This is a genomic window from Pseudomonas sp. MYb118, assembly GCF_040947875.1.
Classification (GTDB): Bacteria; Pseudomonadota; Gammaproteobacteria; order Pseudomonadales; family Pseudomonadaceae; genus Aquipseudomonas.
Map to the genome: position 1 here is coordinate 3,162,820 of NZ_JBFRXN010000002.1, position 26,840 is coordinate 3,189,659.

At 62.0% G+C, this 26,840-nt stretch carries 26 protein-coding genes and 1 tRNA gene; 15 read left to right on the top strand and 12 right to left on the bottom strand.

All coding sequences use genetic code 11. The features are described from left to right. Positions 1–28: 28 nt before the first annotated feature. The gene (locus ABVN20_RS20260; RefSeq protein WP_368557465.1) at positions 29–646 is read left to right on the top strand and encodes a TPM domain-containing protein; all 618 of its coding nucleotides are present in this window, start codon (positions 29–31) and stop codon (positions 644–646) included. Positions 647–876: 230 nt separating this feature from the next. Next, on the top strand, positions 877–2,091 hold the full coding sequence (locus tag ABVN20_RS20265; protein WP_368557466.1) for an SAM-dependent methyltransferase: 1,215 nt from the start codon (positions 877–879) through the stop codon (positions 2,089–2,091). Positions 2,092–2,214: 123 nt separating this feature from the next. Here ABVN20_RS20265 and ABVN20_RS20270 read toward each other — a convergent pair whose 3' ends face one another. Beyond that, positions 2,215–3,105, bottom strand: coding sequence for a DMT family transporter (locus tag ABVN20_RS20270; protein WP_368557467.1), 891 nt, complete (start codon positions 3,103–3,105; stop codon positions 2,215–2,217). Positions 3,106–3,358: 253 nt separating this feature from the next. On the opposite strand from ABVN20_RS20270, the gene ABVN20_RS20275 reads away from it, so the two are divergent. Together ABVN20_RS20275 and ABVN20_RS20280 are read left to right on the top strand one after the other, a co-directional pair. Continuing rightward, a complete protein-coding gene (locus tag ABVN20_RS20275) occupies positions 3,359–3,940 on the top strand; it encodes a DJ-1/PfpI family protein (protein ID WP_368557468.1) in 582 nt (193 codons plus the stop codon). Between the two features lie 13 nt (positions 3,941–3,953). Further along, the gene (locus tag ABVN20_RS20280; protein ID WP_368557469.1) at positions 3,954–4,259 is read left to right on the top strand and encodes a ribbon-helix-helix domain-containing protein; all 306 of its coding nucleotides are present in this window, start codon (positions 3,954–3,956) and stop codon (positions 4,257–4,259) included. A gap of 115 nt (positions 4,260–4,374) precedes the next feature. Here the strand turns inward: ABVN20_RS20280 and ABVN20_RS20285 are convergent, their stop codons facing one another. From ABVN20_RS20285 to ABVN20_RS20300, 4 genes are all read right to left on the bottom strand, one after another. Then, positions 4,375–6,930 carry a TonB-dependent hemoglobin/transferrin/lactoferrin family receptor gene (locus ABVN20_RS20285; protein ID WP_368557470.1) on the bottom strand — a complete coding sequence of 852 codons (2,556 nt, stop codon included), beginning with the start codon at positions 6,928–6,930 and terminating at the stop codon, positions 4,375–4,377. 124 nt (positions 6,931–7,054) lie between these two features. Continuing rightward, positions 7,055–8,014: a FecR domain-containing protein gene (locus tag ABVN20_RS20290; protein WP_368557471.1), complete on the bottom strand. Its 960-nt coding sequence runs from the start codon at positions 8,012–8,014 to the stop codon at positions 7,055–7,057. Further along, positions 8,011–8,547 (bottom strand): RNA polymerase sigma factor, encoded by a 537-nt coding sequence (locus tag ABVN20_RS20295; RefSeq protein WP_368557472.1) that lies wholly within the window; start codon positions 8,545–8,547, stop codon positions 8,011–8,013. The genes ABVN20_RS20290 and ABVN20_RS20295 overlap by 4 nt, the downstream gene beginning before the upstream one ends. Before the next feature lie 253 nt (positions 8,548–8,800). Further along, positions 8,801–9,820: a DUF4917 family protein gene (locus ABVN20_RS20300; protein WP_368557473.1), complete on the bottom strand. Its 1,020-nt coding sequence runs from the start codon at positions 9,818–9,820 to the stop codon at positions 8,801–8,803. A 148-nt stretch (positions 9,821–9,968) separates the two neighbouring features. On the opposite strand from ABVN20_RS20300, the gene yiaY reads away from it, so the two are divergent. The 10 genes from yiaY to ABVN20_RS20350 all read left to right on the top strand — a co-directional run bounded on the left by yiaY (position 9,969) and on the right by ABVN20_RS20350 (position 19,874). Beyond that, a complete protein-coding gene (gene yiaY, locus ABVN20_RS20305) occupies positions 9,969–11,117 on the top strand; it encodes an L-threonine dehydrogenase (protein WP_368557474.1) in 1,149 nt (382 codons plus the stop codon). A 70-nt stretch (positions 11,118–11,187) separates the two neighbouring features. After that, entirely contained in the window at positions 11,188–12,096 is a 909-nt protein-coding gene (locus tag ABVN20_RS20310) for a LysR family transcriptional regulator (protein ID WP_368557475.1), read from the top strand. A 785-nt stretch (positions 12,097–12,881) separates the two neighbouring features. Next, positions 12,882–14,075 (top strand): CaiB/BaiF CoA transferase family protein, encoded by a 1,194-nt coding sequence (locus tag ABVN20_RS20315; RefSeq protein WP_368557476.1) that lies wholly within the window; start codon positions 12,882–12,884, stop codon positions 14,073–14,075. Beyond that, positions 14,072–14,998: a hydroxymethylglutaryl-CoA lyase gene (locus tag ABVN20_RS20320; RefSeq protein ID WP_368557477.1), complete on the top strand. Its 927-nt coding sequence runs from the start codon at positions 14,072–14,074 to the stop codon at positions 14,996–14,998. Before ABVN20_RS20315 ends, ABVN20_RS20320 begins: the two co-directional genes overlap by 4 nt. 77 nt (positions 14,999–15,075) lie before the next feature. Beyond that, positions 15,076–16,407, top strand: coding sequence for an MFS transporter (locus ABVN20_RS20325; protein ID WP_368557478.1), 1,332 nt, complete (start codon positions 15,076–15,078; stop codon positions 16,405–16,407). Between the two features lie 147 nt (positions 16,408–16,554). Beyond that, positions 16,555–16,971 carry a fosfomycin resistance glutathione transferase gene (fos, locus tag ABVN20_RS20330; RefSeq protein WP_368557479.1) on the top strand — a complete coding sequence of 139 codons (417 nt, stop codon included), beginning with the start codon at positions 16,555–16,557 and terminating at the stop codon, positions 16,969–16,971. Between the two features lie 66 nt (positions 16,972–17,037). After that, positions 17,038–17,676: a LysE family translocator gene (locus ABVN20_RS20335; protein ID WP_368557480.1), complete on the top strand. Its 639-nt coding sequence runs from the start codon at positions 17,038–17,040 to the stop codon at positions 17,674–17,676. Between the two features lie 3 nt (positions 17,677–17,679). Beyond that, positions 17,680–19,029, top strand: a complete 1,350-nt coding sequence (locus tag ABVN20_RS20340; protein ID WP_368557481.1) for a diguanylate cyclase — start codon at positions 17,680–17,682, stop codon at positions 19,027–19,029. 108 nt (positions 19,030–19,137) lie between these two features. After that, positions 19,138–19,296 carry a KGG domain-containing protein gene (locus ABVN20_RS20345; RefSeq protein ID WP_368557482.1) on the top strand — a complete coding sequence of 53 codons (159 nt, stop codon included), beginning with the start codon at positions 19,138–19,140 and terminating at the stop codon, positions 19,294–19,296. Positions 19,297–19,370: 74 nt separating this feature from the next. Next, a complete protein-coding gene (locus tag ABVN20_RS20350) occupies positions 19,371–19,874 on the top strand; it encodes a DUF4142 domain-containing protein (RefSeq protein WP_368557483.1) in 504 nt (167 codons plus the stop codon). Between the two features lie 191 nt (positions 19,875–20,065). Here ABVN20_RS20350 and ABVN20_RS20355 read toward each other — a convergent pair whose 3' ends face one another. Further along, complete coding sequence (locus tag ABVN20_RS20355) at positions 20,066–20,476, bottom strand: low affinity iron permease family protein (protein ID WP_368557484.1); 411 nt, start codon at positions 20,474–20,476, stop codon at positions 20,066–20,068. Positions 20,477–20,625: 149 nt separating this feature from the next. Between ABVN20_RS20355 and tam the strand changes: the two genes are divergently transcribed. Further along, a complete protein-coding gene (gene tam, locus ABVN20_RS20360; protein ID WP_368557485.1) occupies positions 20,626–21,396 on the top strand; it encodes a trans-aconitate 2-methyltransferase in 771 nt (256 codons plus the stop codon). A 485-nt stretch (positions 21,397–21,881) separates the two neighbouring features. On the opposite strand, the gene ABVN20_RS20365 is transcribed toward tam, so the two are convergent. From ABVN20_RS20365 to ABVN20_RS20390, 6 genes are all read right to left on the bottom strand, one after another. Then, on the bottom strand, positions 21,882–22,172 hold the full coding sequence (locus ABVN20_RS20365) for a DUF3077 domain-containing protein (RefSeq protein ID WP_368557486.1): 291 nt from the start codon (positions 22,170–22,172) through the stop codon (positions 21,882–21,884). 573 nt (positions 22,173–22,745) lie between these two features. Next, entirely contained in the window at positions 22,746–23,753 is a 1,008-nt protein-coding gene (locus ABVN20_RS20370) for a nucleotidyl transferase AbiEii/AbiGii toxin family protein (protein ID WP_368557487.1), read from the bottom strand. Beyond that, positions 23,746–24,336, bottom strand: coding sequence for a DUF6088 family protein (locus ABVN20_RS20375; RefSeq protein WP_368557488.1), 591 nt, complete (start codon positions 24,334–24,336; stop codon positions 23,746–23,748). Before ABVN20_RS20375 ends, ABVN20_RS20370 begins: the two co-directional genes overlap by 8 nt. Before the next feature lie 396 nt (positions 24,337–24,732). Next, positions 24,733–24,806, bottom strand: a tRNA-Gly gene (locus ABVN20_RS20380). A gap of 139 nt (positions 24,807–24,945) precedes the next feature. Beyond that, positions 24,946–25,830 carry an alpha/beta fold hydrolase gene (locus tag ABVN20_RS20385; RefSeq protein WP_368557489.1) on the bottom strand — a complete coding sequence of 295 codons (885 nt, stop codon included), beginning with the start codon at positions 25,828–25,830 and terminating at the stop codon, positions 24,946–24,948. Positions 25,831–26,144: 314 nt separating this feature from the next. Further along, a complete protein-coding gene (locus ABVN20_RS20390; RefSeq protein ID WP_368557490.1) occupies positions 26,145–26,837 on the bottom strand; it encodes a pseudouridine synthase in 693 nt (230 codons plus the stop codon). Positions 26,838–26,840 lie beyond the last annotated feature (3 nt).

The following is a 26,840-nucleotide window of genomic DNA, read 5'->3' on the forward strand; positions in this document are numbered from 1 at the left end:
TAACAATATTCGATGGGCACTTCTAGACATGGCATTACTGACTGAACACGAACAACGCAAGGTCGCCGAGGCGATTGCCCGGGTCGAGCGCGACACCGACGCCGAGCTGGTCACGGTATTGGCCGCCCGCGCCGATGACTACGCGTACATTCCGTTGCTGTGGGCCAGCGTGCTGGCGCTGGTGGTGCCGGGTGTCGTGCATTACCTGACCGGCTGGCTGACCATGAACAGCCTGCTGCTGGTGCAGTGGGTCACCTTCATCGTGTTGTGCGTGCTGTTTCGCCTGCCGAAAATCACCACCCATCTGGTGCCGCGTTCGGTGCGCCACTGGCGCGCCTCGAACCTGGCGCGCCGGCAGTTCCTGGCGCAGAACCTGCACCACACCGTGGGCAGCACCGGCATGCTGATCTTCGTCTGCGAAGCCGAGCGTTACGTGGAGATCCTGGTGGACGAAGGGATTTCTAGCCGGCTGGACAACCAGCACTGGGACGCCATCGTCGCGGCGTTCACCCAACAGGTGAAGCAGGGCCAGACCTTGCAGGGCTTCGTCACCTGCGTCGAGGCCTGCGGCGAGTTGCTCAAGGTGCACGTGCCGGTGACCCATGTGCGCAATGAGTTGCCGAATCGGTTGGTGGTGTTGGGTTGAACCCGATTTTATTAACAACCTAAACCCTGTAGGAGCGGGCTTGCCCGCGATGGCGGTGTGTCAGTCAAATCAGTGCTGGCTGGTCAATCGCTATCGCGGGCAAGCCCGCTCCTACAGGGGGGCTGCCCCGGATTCAGATCACCATTCGTAAATAACTGCGTGTCCTGCGCCGCCATCCCCCCTAAAATGCCCCCCATTCCCGATTCGCCGCGCCCGAGGCCGTTTTTTCCATGTCTGTCACCGCCACACCCGCCAGCCCCGCGCCGGACCATCACGCCCAGTTCATCGACCTGCTGCAAGGCAGCCTCGAGGCCAATGCCTTCATCAAACTGGTGCTGGCCAAGTACGTCGGCAGCGAAGCCGACCTGCAGCGGGTGATCATCAAGCAACTGACGGTCAAGGATCAGCCCTGCCTGTCCTTCGTCTATCGCTACAAGACCCGCGACATCACCAAGAACCTGCCGCTGGCCGAAGGCGTGGCGAGCATTGCCGAGCTGTTGCCGGCCTCGTTCAAAAATGCGCATTTGTTGTCGCTGACCGACGAAGCCCAGCTGGAATACAGCAAAAAGGGCAAGTCTTCACTGTTCAAGAGCAAACCCCAGCAATTGCGTGAAGTGCCATCCACCGGGCACAACCGCGAGAAAAACCGCTTTCTGGACCTCAGCCGGCCGTTTCTCGCTGACCTGGGCGTGACCAACGCCAAGCACGAGCTGATCCCGGCGATGTCGCGCAAATGGAAGCAGATCAACAAGTTCATCGAAGTCTTCAGTCATGCGCTGACGTCCTCGCCGCTGGCGCTGGACCAGCCGGTGCGGGTCGCCGATTTCGGTTCGGGCAAGGGCTACCTGACGTTCGCGATCCACGACTACCTGCGCAACACCCTCAACGCTGAAGGCGAAGTGACGGGCGTCGAGCTGCGCGAAGACATGGTCACCCTGTGCAATGCCGCCGCGGCGAAGCTGGAGCACCCAGGCCTGGTGTTCAAATGCGGTGACGTGCGCAGCGTGGCGCCGAGCGAGCTGGAAGTGATGATCGCCCTGCATGCCTGCGACATCGCTACCGATTATGCGATCCACACCGGCATTCGCTCGGGTGCGTCGATCATCATGTGCTCGCCGTGCTGCCACAAGCAGATCCGCCTGCAGATCCAGAGCCCGGTGCTGCTCAAGTCGATGCTGCAATACGGCCTGCACCTGGGCCAGCAGGCGGAAATGGTCACCGATAGCCTGCGCGCGCTGTTCCTCGAAGCCTGCGGCTACGAAACCAAGGTGTTCGAGTTCATCTCGCTGGAACACACCAACAAGAACAAGATGATCCTGGCGGTCAAACGCGCCGAGCCGGTGGACCCGGCGCAGTTGCTGGTGAAGATCCAGGAACTGAAGGATTTCTACCGCATCACCGAGCATTGCCTGGAGACGTTGTTGCGGGCGGATGGCTATCTGTAGGAGCGAGCATGTCGAGGCGTCGAACCGTCGCGATGGTCGTCAACGATGACGTTGGCTGTCTGACACCCAGCGGTGTCTGCGCCACCATCGCGAGCATGCTCGCTCCTACAGGTGGGGATCGTGTCAGGTGGTGGCCACTGGCGTGGGCTTCACCGCCGTCTTGCGCCCCAGCATCACCGTGATGATCACCCCCACCGCGAACACCCAGGTGATCGGTTCGACGTGTTCACCGAAGAACAACGCGGAAAACGCGATGGTGAAGAAGATCTGCAGCAGCTGGATCTGACTGACGCGGGCGATGCCGCCCATCGCCAGGCCGGCGTACCAGGCGAAGAAGCCGATGAACTGCGAGAACAGCGACACGTAACCGAACGCCCACCAGGTTTTCGCCGAGACTTCGCCCTGGTGTTGCAGCGCCAGGTACAGCACCGGGCCGATCAGCAGCGGTGTCGACAGCACCAGCGCCCAGCAGATCACCTGCCAGCCGCCCATCTCCCGGGCCAGGCGACCGCCTTCGGCATAACCCAACCCGCCCACGGCAATCGCCCCGACCATCAGCAAGTCACCAGCCTGGATGCTGCCGGCGCCGCTGATCAGCGCATAACCCAGCACCAGTGCGCTGCCCAGCGCGGCGCAGGCCCAGAAGGCTTTCGACGGCCGTTCGTGGGACAACCACGCGGCGTACAGCGCCACGCACAAGGGTTGCAGGCCGTTGACCAGCGCGCCATGGGACGCTGGCAAGGTTTGCATGGCCCAGGCCGACAGCACCGGGAAACCGAGGATCACCCCGGCGATCACCAGGCTCAGGCCCTTGACCTGCTGCCAGGTCGGCCACTTTTCCCGGCGCCAGAGAAGCAAAAGTGCGGCCGGCACGGCGGCGAACAAGGCACGGCCGAGGCCGTTCAACAACGGATGCAGTTCCTGCACGACGATGCGGGTGAAGGGCAGGGTGAGGCTGAAAATCACAACGCCGAGCAGGCCGAGGGCCATGCCGGTGTTTTCGCGCGAGGACATGATGGCTAACCAGATTCAGGGGTGGCAGGTAAGGCCTTCATCTAGCCATAAACCTTCGGGTTTACCCTGTTACAGATGGGCACAGAGTTATCCGTACAGTTGAAGACCCCTCCCTGTAGGAGCGAGCTTGGTCCGGGCGGCGTTCCGACGATGAACGATGACTCGGTCCCAAGGTAATAACAGGCTATTACCCACCCCTGCGGATAAAGACTACCTTCAATACTCCCAAGCACATCCCAGAGGAGTCCTGCCCATGGCTGCCAAGAAAATTCTGATGCTGGTCGGCGATTATGTCGAAGACTATGAAGTGATGGTGCCGTTTCAGGCCTTGCTGATGGTCGGTCACACGGTGCACGCCGTCTGCCCGGACAAGACCGCTGGCCAGACCGTACGCACGGCGATCCACGACTTCGAGGGCGACCAGACCTACAGCGAAAAACCAGGCCACCTGTTCGCCTTGAACTTCGATTTCGCCAAGGTCGCCGAGGCGGACTACGATGCCCTGTTGATCCCCGGCGGTCGTGCGCCGGAATACCTGCGCTTGAATGAAAAGGTCCTGGAGCTGGTGCGTGCCTTCGACAAGGCTGGCAAGCCGATCGCGGCGGTGTGCCATGGCGCCCAGTTGCTCGCGGCGGCGGGGATTCTCGAAGGTCGCGAGTGCAGCGCCTACCCGGCGTGCGCGCCGGAAGTGCGGCTGGCGGGTGGCAAGTTCGTCGACATTCCGGTGACGGACGGCCACGTCCAGGGCAATCTGGCCACGGCACCTGCCTGGCCGGCGCACCCGAACTGGCTGGCCGGTTTCCTCGGGTTGCTGGGGACGAAAATCACGCTGTAACGAGGGACTTGCCATGTGCGAGCTGTACGTCAAGGCCGATCCGATTCTCTACGAATCGCGCTCCCGCTCACTGCGCATCTGCGGCGTGGTAACCACACTGCGCCTGGAGAATCAGTTCTGGGACATCCTCGCCGAAATCGCCGAGGTCGATGGCATGACCACCAACCAGCTGATCGCCAAGCTGTATGAAGAGGTGATGGACTATCGTGGCGAAGTGGTCAATTTCGCTTCGTTCCTGCGGGTCAGTTGTACGCGTTACCTGAGCCAGCGGCGGGTGCAGGTGCCGGGGTTGGCGGTGGTGCGGTCTGGAGTGAAGTAGCCAGGACCGAGTCGACCCCATCGCGAGCAGGCTCGCTCCCACAGGAACTGACGACAAACCTGTGGGAGCGAGCCTGCTCGCGATGGGGCCCTATCAGGCAACCCAAGAAGCGGGATCAGAAGAACCGAGTCACACTCACCTTGGCATTGCGCCCCTGGCTCCACGCCCGCTCGCCGCTCAACGCCGGGCGGTAGTTTTCGTTGAACAGGTTGTCGATCGTCAGGTTGACCTCGGTGCCCTTGAGGTAAGACTGCTGCGGTTTCCAGTTGGCGAACAGGCTCTGCACGTTGTAGCGGTCATTGTCGTACTGGTCGTAGAACGTGTCACCCACGGTGTTTTTGCTGCTGCCGTACTTGTCGCTCGGCAGGCGGTCGGTCTGGCGCACGAATTCGCCTTGCCAGCCCACCTGGGCATCCCAGCTCGGGATCTTCACGCCCAGGGTCGCCACCCATTTCGCCGGTGGAATGTCACGCACCCAGACGTCCGGGCCCCACGGGTTGGTGTAGGCACCTTCGTGCTTGCCGGTAAACCATGAGTAGGACAACGCCCCGAACAGGTACGTCGAATCGTAGAAGCTTTCCACCTCGAAGCCCTTGATGGTCAGGCCGCCGATGTTGCGGTAGTTGCTCATCGGCAACTGGCCCTTGCAATCGCTGGAGATGGTGCCCCCAGTGTTCCACTGGTTCTCGCAGCCGATACCGGTGGCCTTGAAGATCTCGTCGTCGATCTTGTTGCGCACCAGCGTGGTACGGATCTGCACGTTGTCGTGCTCGGCGAACACGTTGGAGAAGCTGCTGATGTTACCGGCGCGCCAACCGGTGATGCGCTCGGGGTCGAGGTCGACGCTGGTGGCCGGGCGGGTGCTGGAGTTCTGCACTTCGTATTGCTCGTCGATCACCGGCGCACGCCAGGTCTTGCTGTAGTCGACGAAGAACCCGGTGTTGGGCGTGGCCCTCCAGAACAACGACAGCCGTGGCGACCAACCGGTGTAGGTGCGGTCGCTGTAGTCGTGGCCGAACGCCGGGTCCGGGTTGGCGTAGATTGGCGCGTCGTTGGCTTCGCCCCGGTTGCGTACGTGGTCGTAGCGCACCGACGGCGTCAGGGTGAAGTCGCCCAGGGTGATCGCGTCCTGCAGGTAGGCGCTGTTGGTATCGACCTTGCCGTGGGGCATGAACGAGGGCTGGAAGTGGCCGAAGTTGTACCTCGGCACGTTGTAGGTATTGCCCGGCATCCACATTTCGGTTTCGCGGTCGTGCTTGCGCATCTGCACGCCACTGGTCACTGCGTGGGCCAGTGGGCCGGTCTCGAACAGGCTGATGTTACGCAACTCGATCACGCGATCCTCGTAGGAGGTGTCCATCTTGCGCCCACCGGTGGCCAGTTGGAAAAACGCCGTCTCATCACGCTCGTCGGTCTGCTCGGTCTTGGATTGCGAGTAGGTCAGTTCGAGGTTGACCAGGCGATTGTCCAGCGGCTGGTACTGGTACTTGGTCGACCAGGTGGTGTCTTCGGTTTCGCGATTGGCCAGGAAGCGCTTGAGGGCATTCTTATAGCCGTATTGCTTGATGTTCGCCGCCGTCGGCGGAGTTGGATAGGCCGTCGAGGAAAACGGCGTCCAGCGCTCGCTCTCGGAGTGGGAGTAGGTCACGCCCACGCTGTGTTCGTCGTTGAGGTGCAGGTTGAGGTTGAACAGCTGGCCGTCCAGGTCCAGGGCGCTGTTGGGCAGGCGCTTGGGATTGATCGGGTATTCGTTGCGCGTGTCGGGTGGGGTGCCCGCCAGCTTCATGTCGTCGCCATCGCGCTTGGTGATATAGACCAGCGCATCGAGGCGACCGTCGTCGGTACGGCCGAACAGGGCCGAGCTGTAGGTTTGCTGATGGTCGTTGCTGCCATAACCGTACTTGACCATGGCGCCGCTGTTGCGGCCTTCCTGCAGCAGGTCCGGGGCGGTCTTGGTTTCCATGTGCACGGTCCCGCCGAAGCCGCCGTTGCCGGTGAACAGCGAGTGAGGGCCTTTCTCCACTTCGATGCTCTTGATCAGCTCCGGCTCGATGAACACCGTGCCTTGCTGGTAACGCTCGAAGCCGCTCTTGGTGGCACCGTTGACGGTCAACGGCACGTCCTCGGCATCGCCCAGGCCCCAGATGTTGATGGTCTGGCCGCCGGGTTTGGGCGAGCCGCCCATGCTCACGCCGGGCAGGGTCGCCAGCAGGCTGGGGATGTTGCTGGGCTGGCGCCGGTCGATATCGGCCTGGGTCAGGGTCGAGCGGCCGACGGTGCTGGAGTCGACCTCGGTGCCGCTGCCGATCACGCTCAGGGCGTCCAGTTGAATGCCGTCGGCGCTGCTGGTCACCGGTTCCGTGGGCCGCACCACGTAGGTCTGGTTGACCTTGATCAGGTCGAAGGCGCTGTTGTCGAGCAACCGGCGGATCGCTGTTTCTGCGCTGTACTCGCCATCGAGGGCGGGCGCCTTGAGGTTGCGGATCTGCTCTTCGTCGAACAGCAACTGGATTTTCGCCTGCTGGGCAATCTGGCTCAGCGACGTGGCCAGGGGCTGCGCCGGCAGGTGCAGGCTGATGGACTCGGCGTGGGCCTGGCCAAAAACCAGGCAGGCGGCGAGCAGGGTCGGACGAAGACAGGTGAGCGAACTAGGTGAAGGCACGCGAAACATTGAATCCCCCGGGTTGGCTTAAAGGCCAGAAAAGGCATGCGTACAAAACGCAGACCCGGAGGAAGACGTGGCAGGTAAAAAAAACCTCACATGCAAATGAAAAATATTCGCATGTGAGGATTTTTCACCGTGCTTCGATGCGTAAACGGCCGTCCGCCAGGGCGACGGTCTTCACCGGGATCAATGCGGGCAGGGCGTGCAGCAGGGCATCGGGGTCGTTGACGTCGAGGTTGCCCGAGACCTTGAAACGCCCCACTTGCGGGTCGGCCAGCAGCACCGGCTGGGAACGGTAGAGGTTCAACTCGTCGACCAGGCTGGCCAGCTCGCGGGCGCGAAACGCCAGGTGCCCGCTGCGCCAGTCGGCGACTTGCCCGTCTGCCAGGGTCTGCTGTTGCAGGGTGCCGCTGGCCAGGTCGTAGACCGCCTGCTGCTGCGCGCCGAGCATCACCGGGTCGCGGCTGTCCGGGGCAAACGCGACCTGGCCGTGGGCGACACTCACCACCAGTTGCTTTTCCCCACGCCGCACATCGAAACCGGTGCCGACCACCCGCACCGAGGCCTCGCCGGCGCGTACCCACAACGGGCGCTCCTTGTCGGGGGCGACTTCGATGTACAACTGGCCGGCTTCCAGAAACAGCTGGCGCTGCTGGCCGCTGAAATCGACGCGCACGCGGGTGTTGGCATTCACTGACAGGGTGCTGCCGTCCGGCAGGTCGAAGGTGCGCGCGCCTGTCGCCTGGGCGGTGATCTGTTGCTGATAAACCTCGTGGGACGTGCCCAGATTGAAGGCCAAAACCGCGCACACCAGCGCCGCCGCGACGGCCAGCGCCGGGCGCCAGGCTGGCGTCTTGCGCCGTGGCGTGAGGGGCACGGGCTTGTTCAACTGCTGCAGCTCGGCCAGGTCCGTCCACAAATGCTGAAAGGCGTGATAGGCCTTGGCGTGCTCGGGCTCGCTTAGCCACTGCTGGAAGGCCTGGCTCTGGGCGCTGCTGCGATCTTCCCGGTTGCGCACGAACCACACCGCGGCCTGGGCCTCGATGCTGTCGTCCGCCGGGTCGCTGTCAATGTCGTGAGGGTGGGTCATGCTGGCCGCTCCATGCCGTTGTCTTGATCCAGGCGTTGCTTGCAATGCAGCAGGGCAAAGGCGATGTGCTTTTCCACCATGCTCAGGGAAATGCCCATGCGCTCGGCGATCTGCGCCTGGCTCAACCCTTCGAAGCGGTGCAGCATAAGGGCTTCGCGGCGCCGTGGCGAGAGTTCGGCGAGCACACTCCTGAGGTGTTCCAGACGTTGCATGCGTTGCGCTCCGGCCAGTGGGTCGTGGTGCTCGTCGGTGGCGGGTTCCGGCTCGGCGTCATCGGCCGTGTGCACAATGTTGCGCACCTTCTGCCGGCGCCAGTGATCGCGCAGCAGGTTGCGCGCCATTTGGAACAGGAATGCCCGCGGCTGCTCGACCTTGGCGCGGTCGTCGTAGTCCAGCCATTGGGTAAAGACATCCTGGGTCATGTCGGCGGCGTCGCTGGGGTTATCCGTGCGTTTGCGCAGGTAATGCAGGATGTCCCCATAGAACCGACCGAAGAAATCGGCCGACTGTGGGTCGGGCGTGAGGCGAGGCATGGATACCCTTCTTGACGAGGCGTAGTGTGCAAAGTCGTGAATGATATCGAGAATGATTACTATTTGTCTGCGGGCAAATGACGTTATTTGGCCATCAGGCCGTGTGCCGAATCATGCCGGGAGAAAAACCACTGTGGGAGCGAGCCTGCTCGCGATAGCGCCGTGTCAGATGAAAATCATTTCGCTGACATACCGCAATCGCGAGCAAGCTCGCTCCTACAGGGGTGGGTGTTTGCATGTTGGTGCGGTGTTCTCAGACCTCCACCGGCACCGCCAGCTTCGGATTGCCCAGTGCATGGCTCTTGGAGTCGAAGAAGCGCAGCTGCGATCCCGTGCCCTCGAACAACTTCGCGTAATGGCGCTTCTGGTGCTGGATGAACGCCTTGCTGCGCGGGTAGATCGAAATCGCCAGCAACGCAGGTTTTGCCTGGCGCAGGGCCTGGATCACATGGTTGTCCTGCTCGTTCAGCCCGTGGCCGAACAGGCACAGGCCCTCGTGGTGGCCCATCAACTGATCGAAGCAGAACGACAGGTAATCCGAGCTGCGAATGGTCCGCAGCTTGTCGGCACTGGTCCCTTCGTTGACGAACAGCGGCACGTCGTCCAGCGTCTTGATGGTGTTGTTGATCGCGAAATTGCCCAGCAACGTACCCTCGGTCGAGGTCATCCGGCGCGCCGTGCCGTCCTGGTTGCGCACCAGGTGCAGGCCGCCGTGCAGGTACAGCACGCGGGTCTTGTCGGTGGCCGTGGCGCCGAGGTCGAAGCCTGGCTCGGTGCCGTGGAACAGGTCGTCGAGGGTGTCCGGTCGATGCTGGATCGCCCAGTGGTTGAGCAGGTCGTAATTGGTGGTGAACACCGTGCGGTAACGCGACAGCTCCTGGTTGAGGGTGTCGAGCGTCGCGGGCGCCACCAGTCGCCAGGGAATGTGCACGGCGTGCACGGCGTTGATCAGCGCTTCCTTGATCGCGTAGTAGCGATTGCGCGGCGCCGCGGAGCTGACGGCCAGGGCCTTGTTCACCCGGCTGGTGGTTTTCAGCGCGCCCAGCACCTGTTCGAAACTGCGGGTCTGCAGGGCATCGAACACGCTCAGCTCGGACGGGCTCAGGGGCTTGTCCTCGACCGTGCGTGCGTTTTCGAACAGCGAGTCGTAGCCAAAATCGTCCCACACCGCGCGGCTGGCGCCGTTGCCCAGCAGCAGGCCGCTGATCGAGGCGCTGGCGCGCAAGGCGTTCCAGTCTTCAAGTTGGGCATCGACATCCTGGAAATCGGTCATTGCGGTTGTTGTCTCAAAAAGCCAAAGGTCGGATAGGTGGCGACTTTATCACGACACGTCCTTGAGCCAGATCAAGTCAATCATTGGCCAATGGGTCGATTCTTCCGGTTACCGCCGCACAGACGGCCCCCGACCTGGAGACGCGCTCATGAGCAGCACCTTTTTCATCCCCGCCGTGAACATCATGGGCAACGGTTGCCTGGACGAAGCCATGGACGCCATTCGCAATTACGGCTACCGCAAGGCGCTGATCGTCACCGACGCCGGGCTGGCCAAGGCCGGGGTGGCGGCAATGATCGCCGAGAAGCTGGCGCTGCGTGACGTCGACTCGGTGATTTTCGACGGGGCCAAGCCCAACCCGAGCATCGCCAACGTCGAAAGCGGCCTGGGCCTGCTCAAGGAAAGCCGTTGCGATTTCGTCGTGTCGCTGGGCGGCGGTTCGCCCCACGACTGCGCCAAGGGCATCGCCCTGTGCGCCACCAACGGCGGGCAGATCCGCGATTACGAAGGCGTCGATCAGTCGAGCAAGCCGCAACTGCCGCTGATCGCCATCAACACCACCGCCGGCACCGCCAGCGAGATGACCCGTTTCTGCATCATCACCGACGAAACCCGTCACGTGAAAATGGCCATCGTCGACCGCAACGTCACGCCGCTGTTGTCGGTCAACGACCCGGCCTTGATGGTGGCCATGCCCAAGAGCCTCACCGCCGCCACCGGCATGGACGCACTGACCCACGCCATCGAAGCCTACGTGTCCACGGCGGCGACGCCTATCACCGATGCCTGCGCGCTCAAAGCCATTACCCTGATCAGCAACAACCTGCGCCTGGCCGTACGCGACGGCAGCGACATCGGCGCGCGGGAAAACATGGCCTATGCGCAGTTCCTCGCCGGCATGGCGTTCAACAACGCCTCGCTGGGCTACGTGCATGCCATGGCCCACCAGTTGGGCGGTTTCTATGATCTGCCCCATGGCGTGTGCAACGCCGTGTTGCTGCCCCATGTGCAGAGCTTCAACGCGATGGTCTGCGCCGACCGCCTGACCGACGTCGCCCACGCCATGAGCGCCGACATCCGTGGCGTCAGCCCGGAAGAAGGCGCCCAGGCTGCCCTCGCGGCGATCCGCAGCCTGGCCAAGGACGTCGAGATTCCCGCCGGCCTGCGGGCCCTTGGCGCACGGCTCAACGACATCCCGACCCTGGCCAGCAACGCCCTCAAGGACGCCTGCGGCCTGACCAACCCACGGGCGGCGGACCAGCGGCAGATCGAGGAGATTTTCCTCAGCGCGTTTTGACCCGCGCGCGGTTCGGGCGCAAAGGGCGTTATGCTGCGTCCTCGCCCGAGCCGAAACCGCCGAGTCCCCGATGCTGCAAAAAAGCCTGATCCGCCGCCTCGACCTGATCACCCTGCAGTTGTTCGTCGCCGTCCACGAAGAAGGCACGCTGACCCGTGCGGCGGCGCGCGAGGCCATTGCGGTGTCGGCGGCGAGCAAGCGGCTGATGGAGCTGGAAGAGGCGCTGGGCATCAGCCTGTTCGTGCGCCAGGCCAAAGGCATGACCCTGACCCCGGCGGGCGAGACGCTCTTGCACCATGCCCGGCAGATGTTGTTCAACGTGGAAAAAATGGGCCTGGAACTGGGCGAGCACAGCCACGGCATCCGCGGTTATGTGCGCATGCTCGCCAACCTGTCGGCGATCATCCAGTTCCTGCCCGAAGACCTGCGCGACTTTTCCGAGCGTCATTCGCAGGTCAAGACCGACCTGGAGGAGCGCCCTAGCAGCGGGGTGATCCAGGGCGTGCTCGACGGCGTGGCGGACCTGGGCATCTGCTCCAGCGACAGCGACGTCAAAGGCCTGCACAGCGTGGTGTATCGCCAGGACCAACTGGTGGTGCTGATGCTGCCGGACCATCCACTGGCCGGCCGCGCCAGCCTGGCCTTCGCCGATACCCTGGACAGCGACTACGTCGGCCTGCATTCGGCCAGCTCCATCAACATGCGCACCCACGCCGCCGCGCGCAAGGCCGGCAAGGTGTTGCGCCTGCGCATTCACGTGCCGGGGTTCGATGCGATGTGCCGGATGGTCCAGGCCAACATGGGCATCGGCATCCTGCCGCAGAAGGCCTACGAACTGTTCGGCCGGGCGCTGGGCCTGCACGCGGTACCGCTGACCGACGACTGGTCGGACCGGGCGTTGATCCTGGTGGTGCGCGATGAAGCGGCGTTGTCGCCGGTGAGTCGGTTGTTGTTTGAGCATTTGCGGGGACAGGCCTGATTGTCGGGTTGGATGTCCCGGCCTCTTCGCGAGCAAGTCGAATCGTCGCACCGCCGCTCCCACAGGGTTATGCGTCGAACACAAATCAAACTGTGGGAGCGGCGGTGCGACGATTCGACTTGCCCGCGAAGGGGCCCGCCCATCCAACATCACTGCGCCTGACACACCGCCATCGCGAGCAGGCTCGCTCCCACAATGGCCCGCGCCGAACACAAATCCCGGGACACCCCGAACCCTGTAGGAGCGAGCTTGCTCGCGATGAGGCCCGCTAATCCAACATCGCTGGCGCCTGACACACCGCCATCGCGGGCAAGCCCGCTCCCACAATGGCCCGCGCCGAACACAAATCCCGGGACACCCCGAACCCTGTAGGAGCGAGCTTGCTCGCGATGAGGCCCGCTAATCCAACATCGCTGGCGCCTGACACACCGCCATCGCGGGCAAGCCCGCTCCCACAGTGGCCGGCGCCGGACACAAAATCCGGGACACCCCGAAACCTGTGGGAGCGAGCTTGCTCGCGATGAGGCCCGCCCATCCAACATTGCTGCGCCTGACATACCGCCATCGCGAGCAAGCCCGCTCCCACAGTGGTCCGCGCCGGACGCAAAAACCGGGACACCTCGAACCCTGTGGGAGCGAGCCTGCTCGCGATAGCGGCCCTGAGCCCACCGCCACACCCAGAGCGTTCGCATTTCACGAACGCCCCTTGCCAACTGAAGGTTGGATTCCAGCCGCCGCCGTCCTCTAGCCTTGGAGCCAATTCCAAGAACAAGAGGTACCCCGCGATGACTGCCCCCTTAAGTGCAATCAAAGTGATCGAAATCGGCACCCTGATTGCCGCGCCGTTCGCCGCGCGCATGCTCGCCGAGTTCGGCGCCGAGGTGATCAAGATCGAAGCCATGGGCCAGGGCGACCCGCTGCGCAAATGGCGCAAGCTGCACGAGGGCACCTCGTTGTGGTGGTACCTGCAATCGCGCAACAAGAAGTCCCTGGCGCTGAACCTCAAGTCCAGCGAAGGCATCGAACTGGTCAAGCAACTGGCGAGCAGCGCCGACGTGCTGATCGAAAACCTGCGCCCCGGCGCCCTGGAAAAACTCGGCCTGGGCTGGGACGTCCTGCATGCCATCAACCCCAACCTGACCCTGGTGCGCATCTCCGGTTATGGCCAGACCGGCCCGTACCGTGACCGTCCGGGATTCGGCGCCATCGGCGAGGCCATGGGTGGCATTCGCTACACCACCGGCACGCCGGGTTCGCCACCGGCGCGGGTGGGTGTCAGCCTCGGCGATTCGCTGGCGTCGCTGCACGCGGTGATCGGTGCGCTGATGTCGTTGCTGCGGGTCAAGACCGGGCAGGGCGGCGGGCAGGTGGTCGATGTGTCGCTGGCCGAAAGCGTGTTCAACGTCATGGAAAGCCTGGTGCCGGAATACGACATGCTCGGCCATGTGCGCGAGCGCAGCGGCGGGGCCTTGCCGGGCATCGCGCCGTCCAATACCTACCTGACCGCCGACGGCGCCTACGTGGTGATCGCCGGCAACAGTGACCCGATCTACAAGCGCCTGATGGAAACCATCGGCCGCCGCGACCTTGCCGACGCGCCGGAATTCGCCCATAACGACGGGCGCGCCGCACGCAGCAACATGCTCGACGCCGCCATCACCCACTGGACCAGCAGCCTGCCGATCGACGAAGTGCTGGCGGCCCTGGAAGCGGCCGAAGTGCCGGCCGGACGCATCTACTCGGTGGCCGACATCGTCGCCGACCCGCACTATCAGGCGCGGGACATGCTGCTCAACGCCGACCTGCCCGGAGGCGTGCAGGTGAAGATGCCGGGCATCGTGCCCAAACTCTCCGAAACACCTGGTGGCGTGAACTGGTCCGGGCCGAGCCTGGGTCAGCACACCCACGGCATTCTCGCGGGCCTGGGCCTGACGGATGCGGACATCGAACGCCTGAAAACCCATGGGGTGGTGCAATGATTACAGACTTTTCGCAAACCCTGATCGTCCAGGAGGTTTCGCCCCGCGACGGCCTGCAGATCGAACCGACCTGGGTGGAAACCACCGACAAAATCGCGCTGATTGATCAACTGTCGTTGGCCGGTTTCAGCCGCATCGAAGCCGGTTCGTTCGTCTCGCCCAAGGCCATCCCGGCCCTGCGTGATGGCGAAGCGGTGTTCACCGGCATCGCCCGGCAAACGGGGGTGATCTACGTCGCCCTGATCCCCAACCTCAAGGGCGCGCAACGGGCCCTGGCGGCAGGCGCTGACGAGCTGAACCTGGTGATGTCGGCGAGCCAGACGCACAACCTGGCGAACATGCGCATGCGCTGCGAAGACTCGTTGGCGGCGTTCGGCGAAATCGTCCAGTTCGCAGGTAACACCCCGGTGCGCCTCAACGGCAGCATCGCCACCACGTTCGGCTGCCCCTTCGAAGGCCGGATTGATGAAGACCGTGTGCTGCAAATCGTCGACGCCTATCAGGAGCTGGGCATCACCGGCATCACCCTGGCCGACACCACCGGCATGGCCAACCCGCGTCAGGTCGATCACTTGGTGCGGCGGGTGCTGCAACGGGTGGCCGTCGCGGACCTGACCCTGCATTTCCACAACACCCGCGGCCTGGGCCTGTGCAACGTGCTGGCCGCCTACGAGGCCGGTGCCAGGCGCTTCGACGCCGCCCTCGGTGGCCTGGGTGGCTGCCCGTTTGCGCCGGGTGCCTCGGGCAACATTTGCAGTGAAGACCTGGTGAACCTGTGCGACGAAGTCGGCATCCCCACCGGTATCGACCTGCCGCTGCTGCTCAAGTTGTCCCGCGGCCTGCCCGCACTGCTGGGCCACGAGGTCCCGGGGCAACTGGCCAAGGCCGGACGCAACTGCGACCTGCACCCGATACCGTCCTGATCGACGGCGCCGAAAGCCACACAACCAGACAACAAAAACAATCGGACACCCACGGGAAGTCCGCCTGGAGAAACACTATGAGCCTCAATGTCATGGAGGCGGGTGCGAACCCGTCCGTCAATCACGACGAAGAAAAAGCCCTGGTCAGCAAGGTCGCCTGGCGCCTGATGCCGCTGATCATGGTCTGCTACCTGTTCGCGTTCTTCGATCGCATCAACATCAGTTTCGCCAAGTTCCAGTTGCAGGCTGACCTGAGCCTCAGCGACACCGCCTATGGCCTGGGCGCCGGGCTGTTCGTGGTCGGCTACGTGATCTTCGAAGTGCCAAGCAACATGATGCTGTACAAGGTCGGTGCGCGGCGCTGGATCGCGCGCATCATGATGTCGTGGGGGCTGGCCACCGCGCTGATGGTGTTCGTCACCAGCGAATGGCAGTTCTACGCGTTGCGCTTCCTGATCGGCGCGATGGAGGCCGGTTTCGCCCCAGGCGTCCTGTATTACCTGACGCTGTGGTTCCCGCAGCATTATCGCGGGCGCATCACGTCCATGCTGTTCCTTGCCTCCGCGTTTGCCGGTCTGGTCGGCGCGCCGTTCTCCGGCCTGGTGTTGCAGCATCTGGATGGCGTGATGCAGATGCGCGGATGGCACTGGCTGTTCCTGCTCGGCGGCGTGCCGTGCATCGGCCTGGGGGTGCTGGTGCTGACCCTGCTCAAGGACCGCATCGAAGACGCCCACTGGCTGACGCCGGCGGAGAAAACCCTGCTGGCCAGCCGCATTGCCCACCATGAGCCACACAAGAGCGGCGGCTCGTTGCTCGCGGCGCTGCGCATCCCCGGCTTCCTGACCCTGGGCCTGATCTACTTCCTGATCCAGGTGGCGTCCTATGGCCTGAACTTCTGGGCGCCGCAACTGATCCGCAGCGCCGGCACCGAGAGCCCGGTGATGATCGGCCTGCTGACGGCGATTCCGTACATCTGCGGGGCGATCAGCATGGTGGTGATTGGCCGACTGTCCGACGCCACCGGCGAACGGCGCAAATTCGTCGCCGGCCTGGTCGCGGTGGGCGCCCTGGGCTTCTTCAGCGCCGGGATCTTCGCCAGCCACACCACCTTCCTGATCATCGCACTGGGCCTGCTCGGCGCCGGGATCATCGCCTCCATCCCGAGCTTCTGGACCCTGCCGCCGAAACTGCTGGCCGGGGCAGGTGCCGGCGCGGCGGGCGGCATCGCGGTGATCAACACCCTGGGCCAGTTCGGCGGCATCGTCAGCCCGGTCATGGTCGGGCGGATCAAGGACCTGACCGGCAGCACCACCCCGGCGCTGTACGTCATCGGCCTGTGCGCCCTGATCGCCGTCGCCCTGCTGATGTGGGGCCTGCCGCAGAAGTTGCGTACCCTCGATAAGATCTAGGCACGCACACATCCCCTGTAGGAGCGAGCTTGCTCGCGATGGCGGAAAGTCAGTCAAAACACACATTGGCTGATCCACCGCTTTCGCGAGCAAGCCCGCTCCCACAAGATCAAAAGCGGCCACCCCCAACCCTTCGAGGTCATACGCGTGCTCACCAGCCTCAACCACCTGACCCTCGCCGTCACCGACCTCAATCGCAGCGTGGCGTTCTATCGCGACCTGTTGCAACTGCAACTCCACGCCACCTGGGACAAGGGTGCCTACCTGTCGTTGCCCGGCCTGTGGTTATGCCTTTCCCACGATCCCCTGCGCAGCGCCGAACCCGCCGCCGACTACACCCATTACGCCTTTACTTGCAGTGAGCCGGATTTCCCGTCATTCGTGGCCCGTCTGCAGGCCGGCAACGTCGATCAGTGGCGCGACAACCACAGTGAGGGCGCCTCGTACTATTTCCTCGACCCGGATGGCCACAAGCTCGAGGTCCATGTGGGTGACCTGGCTTCCCGGCTGGCGGCCTGCCGGCAGGAACCGTATGCGGGGATGAAGTTCTTCGACGAGCAGTGAATCGAATTCCCGAGACCTGATATAGACTTGCCGCCATTCACCAATCAGTTCAAAAGGATCTGTTCGATGACCCCCTCGCTGTTGATGGCCGTTCTCGCCTCGGGTTTCATCTATGGCATCACCCCCGGCCCAGGCGTGCTCGCGGTGTTTGGCATTGGCGCCGCACGCGGGCGGCGGGCCGGGGCGGGTTTTCTGTGCGGGCATCTTTTGGGCGACGTGGTCTGGTGCAGCACGGCGCTGATTGCAATTGTCGGCGCCCGGGAAATCGGCAGCAGCGCGTTTGACGTGCTGGGTGTGCTCAGCGGCTTGTACCTGTTCTGGCTCGGCCTGCGCGCCGTGCGGGCCAAACGCAGCAGCGCCGATGCGCCTCAGGGCCCGGCGCGCCAGCCGTTCTGGCACGGCGTGCTGTTCGGCCTGACCAACCCCAAGGCCTACCCGGTGGCGGTGGCAACTTTTACCGCGTTGCTGTCCAGCCGCGCCGAGTTGCTCAATTGGGCGATGCTGCCGTGGCTGATCGTACTGAGCTTCGTCGGTGGCCTGTTGGCCTACGCCATTCTCGTCGGCATCGTCGGTGCGCGGCGGGTGCGCAGCCTCTATCAACGGCATGAACTGTTGATCACCCGGTTGTGCGGGGTGATGTTCATCGGTTTTGCCATCAACGCCCTGGCACATGCGTTGCCGGGGCTGATGCCGAACAAGGCCTGAGGCATGCCAGGCAGAAACCCTGCGCCGCAGGCGAGCTATTTCGATCTGCTGCTGGACGCCGTTTGCGCCGTCGACAAGCAAGGCCGCTTCGTTTTTGTCAGCGCGGCCTGCGAGCGTATTTTCGGTTACACCGCAGACGAGTTGGTCGGCCAGCCGATGATCGAACTGGTGCACCCCGCCGATCGCCTGCGCACTCTGGAGGCGGCGCGGGAAATCATGGGCGGCGACCCCAAGCTCAACTTCGAAAACCGCTACGTGCGCAAGGATGGCCGGGTGGTGCATATCCTCTGGTCGGCGCGCTGGTCGGAGGTCGATCAACTGCGCATCGCCGTGGCCCGCGACATCACCGAGCGCAAGCAGGCCGAGTCGCGCCAGGCAGCGTTGTATGCGATTTCCGAGGCGGCCCATGCCGCGGAAGACCTGCTGGCGCTGTTCAAGCGCATCCACCTGATCATCGGCGAGTGGCTGCCGGCGCTGAATTTTTCCGTGGCGCTGTATGACGAACACTGCGCGCAGATCAACTTTCCCTATCACGTCGACGACCACGAACATCAGCCCGAGCAACCCGGCACCGTCACCGGCCGGCTGTGTGCCGAAGTGATCCGCACGGGCCTGCCGATCCTGCTGACGCCGGGGCAGGAGGACGCGCCGCAAGGGTTCGAAGAACTGGTCGCGGCCCAGCAGTCACCGTGCTGGCTCGGTGTGCCACTGAACTCGCAGAACGGCACCATCGGTGCGCTGATCGTCAAAAGCGTGGCCGGCGGTGAGCGCTACACCGAACAGGACAAGGAGTTGCTGCAATTCGTCTGCGCCCAGGTCGCCACCGCGATCGAACGCAAGCAACTGCATGCGCGGCTGCAACGCATGGCCCAGTACGATCAACTGACGCAACTGCCCAATCGCGCCTTGCTGCGCGACCGCCTCAAGGCCTCGCTGACCCTGGCCAAACTGGACGGCGGGCGCATGGCGTTGCTGTACGTCGATCTGGACCGCTTCAAGGAAGTCAACGACACCCACGGGCATGCGGTCGGCGACATGCTGCTGCAAGCGGTAGCCAACCGGCTCAAGGGCTGCGTGCGTGAAACCGACACCGTGGCGCGTATCGGCGGCGATGAGTTCGTGGTGTTGCTGCACAGCATTCGCACGGCAGAAGACGCCGACAACGTGGCCGGCAAAATCCGCTTGGTGCTGGCGCAACCGTTACGCCTGGATGGGCACAGCCTGAACATCCAGCCCAGCATTGGCGTCGCCAGTTTCCCCGACCACGGCACGGAAGAAAAACAACTGTTCCGACATGCCGACGAAGCCATGTACAGCGCCAAGCGGCAGCATCACCTCAGCCACAAGATCTAAGCCGTTCGTCGCATCATCGCCGATTTTTTCTAAACCTTTGCCGTGATGAAAATTCTCACATTAGGCGGGCTCCTGCTCGCCGCGATCATCACCAAGAGGTAGAGAATCATGCCTAACTCAAGAAACTCGAACTCGGGAAATTTCGCCAACGATCGAACGAAGGCGACTGAAGCGGGTCGCAAAGGTGGGAAAACGACCACCACGACCGTCGATAAAGAACCGTCGAAAACGGAGACAGACCGCAAAGGCGGCCAGAAATCCAAATAGTGGTGACAGTCGTTTTGATTGAGAGGCGGGAGCGAAAGCTCCCGTTTGAATGTTCAAGAGAGGAGGGCGCGACCATGAGCCGGATGGCCACCCGAGTACGCAACGCCGGTTTTGCCACATTGCTGGGCCTGTGTGCCAACAGTGCCTTTGCCCAGACCCCCACCGAATTCATCAACGACGCCTCGGCCCAGGGCATGGCCGACATCGAAACCAGCCGCATGGCGCACCAGAAGTCGGAGTCGCGGGAGGTCAAGGACTACACCATCGTCGTCATCAACGACCGCACCACCGCCAACCAGCACCTGGCGAAAATTGCCAAGCAACTGGACCTGCCCGTGGCACCGCGCGAAGAAGTGGTCGACAAGGCCAAGGCGCTGATGCCAGAAGTGAAAGAAGGCGATACCTTCGACCAGGCCTACGCCGCGAGCCAGGTGCAGACCACCGAGCAAGCCATCGAGCAGCTGCAACAGCAGGCGCAGACCACCGACATCCCCGAGATCAAGGCCTACGCCGAAGAAACCCTGCCCAAACTGCAAAACCACCTGCAGATGGCCAGGGCACTGCAGGCGAGCCGTTAAGGACTTCACCAACCCTGTGGGAGCGAGCCTGCTCGCGATGGTGGTCAACGATGACGCAGGCTACCTGAAAGTCCGCGTCGCCTGAACCACCCTCGCGAGCAGGCTCGCTCCCACAGATGTTTTGAACGCCTCAGGCCCCTGTGGTAGCGGGCTTGTCGAATCGTCGCACCGTCGCGATGAAGGCGACGCGGTCAACAATCATTCAAATCAATCTTCTTCTTGCTGCTCACCGCCAAACTCACCAACGCCTGCACCTCGCCCTCACCCATGCTGCGATAGTGCTTGCGCAGCGCCTCCAACTGCTCGAGGTCGAGCAACTCCAGCCCCAGCATGGCGTTCTGCGCTTCCTTGTTCACCCGCAGCAGTTCATCGATCTTCAGATGCAGGATGTCCGTATCGCGGTTCTGCGTGTTCTGGATCAAAAACACCATCAGAAACGTGATGATCGTCGTCGAGGTATTGATGATCAGCTGCCAGGTGTCGTTGTAATCGAAAATCGGCCCACTCAACCCCCACAACCCAATCAGAATCAAAGCCCCCATGAACGTCCTGGGGCTACCGGCCCACAAGGCGAGCTTCTGCGAGATCTTTGCGAATTTCATTGCCGTGTTCCTTATTGGGATGCGCCTGAAGGTGTGACAGCGCGGGGGCTATGAAAATTCTGCTTACACTTGAGTCGGGTTGAGTAGGGCAGTTCGCATTCGACGCGGTATGGTAGCGGACCGCTTTTTCGCATCGACAGGAGAACGCCATGACCTGGTCCGCCAAACAGTACGTCGCTTTCGAAGATGAACGCACCCGCCCGGCTCGCGACCTGCTCGCGGCCATCCCGCCCCGGGAGGTGCGCAGCGCCATCGACATCGGTTGCGGCCCGGGCAATTCCACCGAGCTTCTGGTCGAGCGCTTCGCCGGTGCCACGGTGCGCGGCGTCGACAGCTCACCCGACATGATCGAGGCCGCCCGCAAACGGCTGCCGCACATCCCGTTCGACACCGTCGACATCGCCAACTGGAACGACAGCACCGCTTTCGACGTCATCTTCGCCAACGCCGTGCTGCAATGGTTGCCCGACCACGCAACCTTGCTGCCGTCACTGGCCGCACGCCTGACCCCAGGCGGCAGCCTGGCCATCCAGATGCCCGACACCCTCAACCAGCCATCCCACCGCCTGATGCGCGAAATCGCCGCTGACGGCCCATGGGCCAGCAAACTGAGCGACGCCAGCGCACAACGCACCCAAGTGGCGGCGGCAAGTGACTACTACGCCATGCTCAAACCGCATTGCAGCCGCGTCGACGTCTGGCACACCACCTATCACCACCCGCTGGCGGGCGGCGCGTCAGGTATCGTCGAGTGGTTCAAGGGCAGTGGCTTGCGCCCGTACCTGCAACCGTTGAGCGAGGCCGAGCGAGCGCAGTACCTGGAGCGCTACCTCGCCGCCATCGAGCAGGTCTATCCAACCCTGGACGATGGCTCGGTGCTGCTGCCGTTCCCGCGCTTGTTCATCGTCGCGACCCGCTGAAAGCTCATCGATCCTTCCGGCGGGCGCTCAGGTACTCGAAAAGAAATGAAGCAAAGCCGAACAGCCCGATCATCGAAACGATCATGAGCCCCAACTCTGAGTTATCCATGCTGATCTCGGTGTGGAGGGTGAGCGGGCAGGGTAGGGGAGATTTGGGCGGGATTGATGTGGGGTTACGGAGTCTTTACGGGGGTGTGGGGATCTATACGCAAGTTATACGGGGGGGGACACGCAGCTTTTTGAAGCGACTATGGATTTGACATCGGCGACACCCCTGTTCAAAGATCACCGCAAGAGCGCGAAATCTGTTGCCTTGCAGGGCGATAGCAGACGTAGGTACCTCAGCGATGCTGCAACATCGGTGTAAGGTGAGACCTCTTCATCCCATTTCCTGAGGATGCAAATATCAGGATTCAAATTCAAAAGGGCAGCTTCAAAGCTGCCCTTTTTCTTTGGCTACCCAAAAGACCTTGGGTGTCGCCGTTTCACTGCTGACCGTCGGTCTTCATTGGCGGCCATCGGCTCAGCACTTTCTGCACATCATCGACAACCGCCTTGCTCATCGACGTTAAATGATGCGCGGCCCAAGCGTGGCGGTCGCTGTCCCGCGAGTACGCGGCGTCGACGGTCAGCAGCCTGGCCAGGTGGAGCAGATCCGATACTTGCTCCAGGGCATCGACGATGGGCACGCCGCGGTTCACTCGGAACAGTGGTTCGTTGTTGCAGTAGTGGAAGGGGGTGAGGCCGATGGTCGTTAGTCTGGGGTCGTCGCTCATACGTCACCTCCGTTCGAAAAGCTGCTCAAGGATTGAGCTGCGATTTGGGAGGGCGCGGTGGAATTGATTTCTTTGGAATTGGGTGTTGGCTTGGGCATAGATGGAACTCCGATGCTATTCGAAAGGGACCATCACCATCTCGCTACCAAACGGAGGGTGGTGGCCATACGAAGGTTGGTAGACCGGGCATCGGAGCCGGCGCCCCCGAAAGAGCCCTTCGCATGGCCACCATAAAATACGACCCAGAGGAGGGCCGAAACAGGTGACGCTATGCGTCGATGCGGAGGGTCTACCAAACCCCGATCACTGGTTTTGTCAGTGACGGAAAAACGATAAATCCCACCCCAAAAACGCACAAGCCGGCGGATTCTCACGTAACCGTAGGCAACGACGCAAGGTGTTGTAGCTTTCACGAGGTGTCTGGAGGGCGTGCTTAAACAGAAGTGTTTGAGGCAAATCCCGGGTACAAAAAAACCGGCCATTAGGGCCGGATTCTTGACTTGCATCCCCCGTCATACCGACGTTTGGAACGTGGTCTGAGTGGTTCGGGTGGAGGAAAATTACGCAGGTGTGTCAGGTAGCCGCTGCGTTCAGGAGAGTCTCGAGTTCTTCACATGCAGTCATCAGGTTATCGAACGCCGGAGGCGGACTGTCGAACATTCCACCTTCGAGCATCTTGTCGTAGTCCTTCGCCAGGTTATCGCGAGCTTTTCCAACTGGCACCAGGCGAAGATTGCCGCCCACTGCATGCCGGTAGTCGATGGTGGTGCCATCTGCAGCCTTCTCTACAAAGAAGCAGGACTTATGCTCTGCGACGCGTGCGGCAATGTCTCGCCGTGAAATAACTTGCTTGAACTCGTGGTTTTGCACGATGGCGTTCAGGTCATGCCAATGCCTGGCAAATCGCTCGCTCTTCAGGCGCTCCTGGACGCAGTACACATGCGCCGCTGTCGCTTTCTCCCAGAACGTACGCGCTACATCCATCACAATGGGGTTTGCCTCAGGAAAGATGATGCCTTCCAGATGTGCGTGAACCATGTCGCACACAACATGATTGCGGCGGTGCGGCTCCCCTGTCGATCGGGCGCCGAACTCCAGCATGACCCTGGGCGTCACGTAATCATGGACCGGTGTTTTCGCAGGGTAGTGCAAGTACAGTTTGTCCCCATCCTGAACAAGTTCTGCCCCCGGCGCCTCCGCCGCCAGCGCATCGGCCAGAGTCGGAAAAACCGACTGTTCTATCCAGCCTGGGAGAAGATCGCGGGCCTTGCTGCTCCACTTTCTGGCTTGACTACCACTGGGGGGAATCTCGCTTTGCGCCTCGGGCAAAAGCTGGCGAATGTCGTAGGTCAGATCAATGTCTTCCGAAAACCGATCAATCAGGCGGTACACCTTGGAAAGTGAGGTGCCACCCTTGAACGTCAGATGATCGCCCACGGGATCTGAGAAGATTTTTCCCAAGGTCCACACCACCCACAGGTCTTTTTCCAACAGGTACGCAGGGCGGCCAAGGTCGGAGGCTGCCTGGAGAATGACTTCCCTCTGGTCAGCTGAGGACAGCGAGAAGAAATAATCAGGCAATAAGAGTCACCTTCCCAATCATCGCCCCCATCCAGGAGGGTAGAACGGCTCGAAGGCTCATCAACCGCGACCACTCATGTTCGCAAAGCCGCCGATGCAATGCCTGGATCAAGCTGCTCGATTGTGACTCGCCGAGCCAAGCCAGAGCGCGAATGGCCTCACCAGCGGCTGATGGTGCAACCATCCACTTAGGCGCATGTTTGATCTGAATCTCTGCCTTGCCAATTCTCAATGTGCGGGCACGACCACTGGTGAGAAACACTTGGCGCACGGGCACCTGCTGCGTCAGCCCGAGGTTGTTTGCAGCCTGTGCCCCACTCGACGTCACCGTTTCGCTGGTTTTTTCAGCGAGAGCTTGAACAACTTTTTCCGGCTCTGGCGCACGGGTTCCGAACCGGCTCTTCACCGGCGCCACGTACATGCCGCGGCAGATACGTATCAACTTCCCCGACTTCGCCAGGCGCGAGAAAGCTTGGTCGACAGCGGCTCGACTGCCGAGGCTCAGAAATTCTCTGGGCGACAAGAGTTCACCTTCGGGCAAGGACTGGCTGCGCTGGTAAATAACTTCAGGAAGTTTCGACATGACGGCACCGCTGTGGGGGTTGATGCAATGTCAGAAACTTATCATGGTTTCTGACATTTGTTCAAATTTTAGCCAATTTCAGCAGGGATGTTTTGGGACATTAATGGCGCGCTCAAAAACCTCGCGATGAGTCGTGTGAGAGACGGCTACGGAACCCGATCACTGTTTTTCCAGTGACCGACAAACGATAAAACTCACTCCAACCACGCACAAGCCGGCGAATTCTTAGCTTTCCGTAGGCAACGACGCTGGGTGTTGTAGCTTTCATGAAGTGTTTGAAGGGCGTGCTTAAGCAAAGGTGTTTGAGGCAAATCGCAGGCACAAAAAAACCGGCCATCGGTGCCGGTTTTCTTGATTTGCATCCCCCGTCAAAACAACGTGGGAACCTGATCTGAGTGGAGCGGGTAGAGGGAATCGAACCCTCAACTAAAGCTTGGGAAGCTTTCGTTTTGCCACTAAACTATACCCGCTCAGAGCGGGTGACTTTGTACCAGATGTGCGCCCGGAAATGAAGTTTTTCTTTTGTCTTGTACGTCAGGTTAACCGAGTCGCGGCTATCGCGAGCGAGCTCGCTCCTACATGAGCAGAGCTGCTCGCGATGGCGCGGGTTCAGATGGCAAATGCATGGCGCTCCTGGACGAAGTGGTAACGCGGGCGGCTGGCCTGGGGCGAAGGTTTCAGGAAACCCAGCAGCGCATTGCGACTGTCGCGGCAGGCGGCCTTGTGTTCCATGTCGAGGAAGTGGCCGGTCGCTTCCACCGTGCTGAACGTGGCGTGTTGCACGTGATTGCCGAACAGCCGTGCATCGTCCACCGAGGTGTACTCGTCCCACTCGCCGTTGATGAACAGCACCGGCACGTCGATTTTTTTCGCCGCATTGAAGTAGCACTGCCGGTCGTTGTGCAGCACGTCGTTGATGTGGAAGTGCATCTGCCCGTACTCGTGCTCGGCCAGGGAGCTGACGTGCCGGTAGTTGAAGCGCTTGAACAGCGACGGCAAGTGCTTGCCGATGGTGTCGTTCACCAGGTTGCCGACGCGGTCGCGGTCGCAGTTGCTCAGGTGTTCTACGCCGCGCTCGAGGTAGTCGAGCATGTGCGCATTGATCACCGGGGAGAACGAGCTGATCACGGCTTTTTCGATGCGCCGTGGCCGTTGTGACAACGCGGTCAGGGTCGCGGCGCCGCCCCAGGAAAACGACAGTACGTGTTCGGCGGCGAAGTGGTCGATCAACTCCAGGAGGATCTGCCCTTCGATCTCCTTGGTCAGCATTTTCTCGTGAAGGTTGTGGGCTTTTGACTTGCCCGCGTAGGGCTGGTCGTAGCACACCACGTTGAATTGCGGATGCAGGTTTTTCACGGTCTGTGCAAACGACGCAGTCGTGGCCATCGAGCCGTTGACCAGAATAATGGTCTTTTCTGCGGCGTCTGCGCGATAGAACTCCGTGTAAACCCGATACTGACCCTGTATATCCAGCACAGCGATTTCTGGCCTCATGTCATAAGACTCCTGGCAAGCGGGTATGCGCGCAAAAGAGATTGCACGAGCTTTGTGACAGGTAGGCATATGCCTGGAATTTTGCGGGCCCATGTCGATCCATTGCAGTCCGGTCGACGGGTGTTGTTATTGGCGGGCAGTCTGCCGGTCTGAGGCGGAGCCTTGGGGCTCTCTAACCGACAAAAAGTTTCTTAGAGGTATGTGGTGACTCATCGGTCACATTTCGGCCGACGTCCTGATTCAAGCAGGGGACCCTGGATCGCGCAAGTGCCGTTGGTAAATTGTTCGACAACATCTGCTGAGCGGTCGTCTGCTTAGATCAATTGAATCTCTTCGGTGCGCAAGGCGCGGTACTCGCCCGGTTTTAGCGCAGGATCGAGCAGCAGCGGGCCCATGGATTCGCGGTGCAGGCGCAGGACCTTGTTGTCGAAGTGGCCGAACATGCGCTTGACCTGATGGTAGCGGCCTTCGACGATGCTTAGGCGCGCGGACCGCTCGCCCAGCAGCTCCAGGTGTGCCGGCTGGGTGGTCAGGTCTTCGAAGGCAAAGTACAGGCCTTCGGTGAATTTCAGCGCGTATTCGGCGCCGATCACCTGCTCGGTCTCGACGTAGTAGACCTTGGGCAATTTGGTTTGCGGCTGGGTCAGGCGCCGTGACCAATTGCCGTCGTTGGTGATGATCATCAGGCCCGTGGTGTTGAAGTCCAGGCGCCCGGCGATGTGCAGGTCGTGCTTGTTCGGCTCCTGAATCAGGTCGAGTACGGTCGGGTGCTGTGGGTCGCGGGTGGCGCTCACGCAGCCGGCGGGTTTGTGCAGCATGAAGTAGCGCGCCGGCTTGCCGATCTGCAGCACCTCGTCATCGACCTCGACACGGCTGAATTCCAGTACCTCGGCGTGCGGGTCGCTGACGATCGATCCGTCGATGCGCACGCGTTTTTCCACCAGCAACAGGCGCACCTGCTTGCGGTTGAAGCGTGGAAGGTTGCTGAGGAAACGGTCAACGCGCATGAC

Coding starts and splice junctions, on each gene's coding strand:
- ABVN20_RS20260 (WP_368557465.1), top strand. CDS start 29: ATGGCATTACTGACTGAACACGAACAACGCAAGGTCGCCGAGGCGATT.
- ABVN20_RS20265 (WP_368557466.1), top strand. CDS start 877: ATGTCTGTCACCGCCACACCCGCCAGCCCCGCGCCGGACCATCACGCC.
- ABVN20_RS20270 (WP_368557467.1), bottom strand. CDS start 3,105: ATGTCCTCGCGCGAAAACACCGGCATGGCCCTCGGCCTGCTCGGCGTT.
- ABVN20_RS20275 (WP_368557468.1), top strand. CDS start 3,359: ATGGCTGCCAAGAAAATTCTGATGCTGGTCGGCGATTATGTCGAAGAC.
- ABVN20_RS20280 (WP_368557469.1), top strand. CDS start 3,954: ATGTGCGAGCTGTACGTCAAGGCCGATCCGATTCTCTACGAATCGCGC.
- ABVN20_RS20285 (WP_368557470.1), bottom strand. CDS start 6,930: ATGTTTCGCGTGCCTTCACCTAGTTCGCTCACCTGTCTTCGTCCGACC.
- ABVN20_RS20290 (WP_368557471.1), bottom strand. CDS start 8,014: ATGACCCACCCTCACGACATTGACAGCGACCCGGCGGACGACAGCATC.
- ABVN20_RS20295 (WP_368557472.1), bottom strand. CDS start 8,547: ATGCCTCGCCTCACGCCCGACCCACAGTCGGCCGATTTCTTCGGTCGG.
- ABVN20_RS20300 (WP_368557473.1), bottom strand. CDS start 9,820: ATGACCGATTTCCAGGATGTCGATGCCCAACTTGAAGACTGGAACGCC.
- yiaY (WP_368557474.1), top strand. CDS start 9,969: ATGAGCAGCACCTTTTTCATCCCCGCCGTGAACATCATGGGCAACGGT.
- ABVN20_RS20310 (WP_368557475.1), top strand. CDS start 11,188: ATGCTGCAAAAAAGCCTGATCCGCCGCCTCGACCTGATCACCCTGCAG.
- ABVN20_RS20315 (WP_368557476.1), top strand. CDS start 12,882: ATGACTGCCCCCTTAAGTGCAATCAAAGTGATCGAAATCGGCACCCTG.
- ABVN20_RS20320 (WP_368557477.1), top strand. CDS start 14,072: ATGATTACAGACTTTTCGCAAACCCTGATCGTCCAGGAGGTTTCGCCC.
- ABVN20_RS20325 (WP_368557478.1), top strand. CDS start 15,076: ATGAGCCTCAATGTCATGGAGGCGGGTGCGAACCCGTCCGTCAATCAC.
- ABVN20_RS20335 (WP_368557480.1), top strand. CDS start 17,038: ATGACCCCCTCGCTGTTGATGGCCGTTCTCGCCTCGGGTTTCATCTAT.
- ABVN20_RS20340 (WP_368557481.1), top strand. CDS start 17,680: ATGCCAGGCAGAAACCCTGCGCCGCAGGCGAGCTATTTCGATCTGCTG.
- ABVN20_RS20345 (WP_368557482.1), top strand. CDS start 19,138: ATGCCTAACTCAAGAAACTCGAACTCGGGAAATTTCGCCAACGATCGA.
- ABVN20_RS20350 (WP_368557483.1), top strand. CDS start 19,371: ATGAGCCGGATGGCCACCCGAGTACGCAACGCCGGTTTTGCCACATTG.
- ABVN20_RS20355 (WP_368557484.1), bottom strand. CDS start 20,476: ATGAAATTCGCAAAGATCTCGCAGAAGCTCGCCTTGTGGGCCGGTAGC.
- tam (WP_368557485.1), top strand. CDS start 20,626: ATGACCTGGTCCGCCAAACAGTACGTCGCTTTCGAAGATGAACGCACC.
- ABVN20_RS20365 (WP_368557486.1), bottom strand. CDS start 22,172: ATGAGCGACGACCCCAGACTAACGACCATCGGCCTCACCCCCTTCCAC.
- ABVN20_RS20375 (WP_368557488.1), bottom strand. CDS start 24,336: ATGTCGAAACTTCCTGAAGTTATTTACCAGCGCAGCCAGTCCTTGCCC.
- ABVN20_RS20385 (WP_368557489.1), bottom strand. CDS start 25,830: ATGAGGCCAGAAATCGCTGTGCTGGATATACAGGGTCAGTATCGGGTT.
- ABVN20_RS20390 (WP_368557490.1), bottom strand. CDS start 26,837: ATGCGCGTTGACCGTTTCCTCAGCAACCTTCCACGCTTCAACCGCAAG.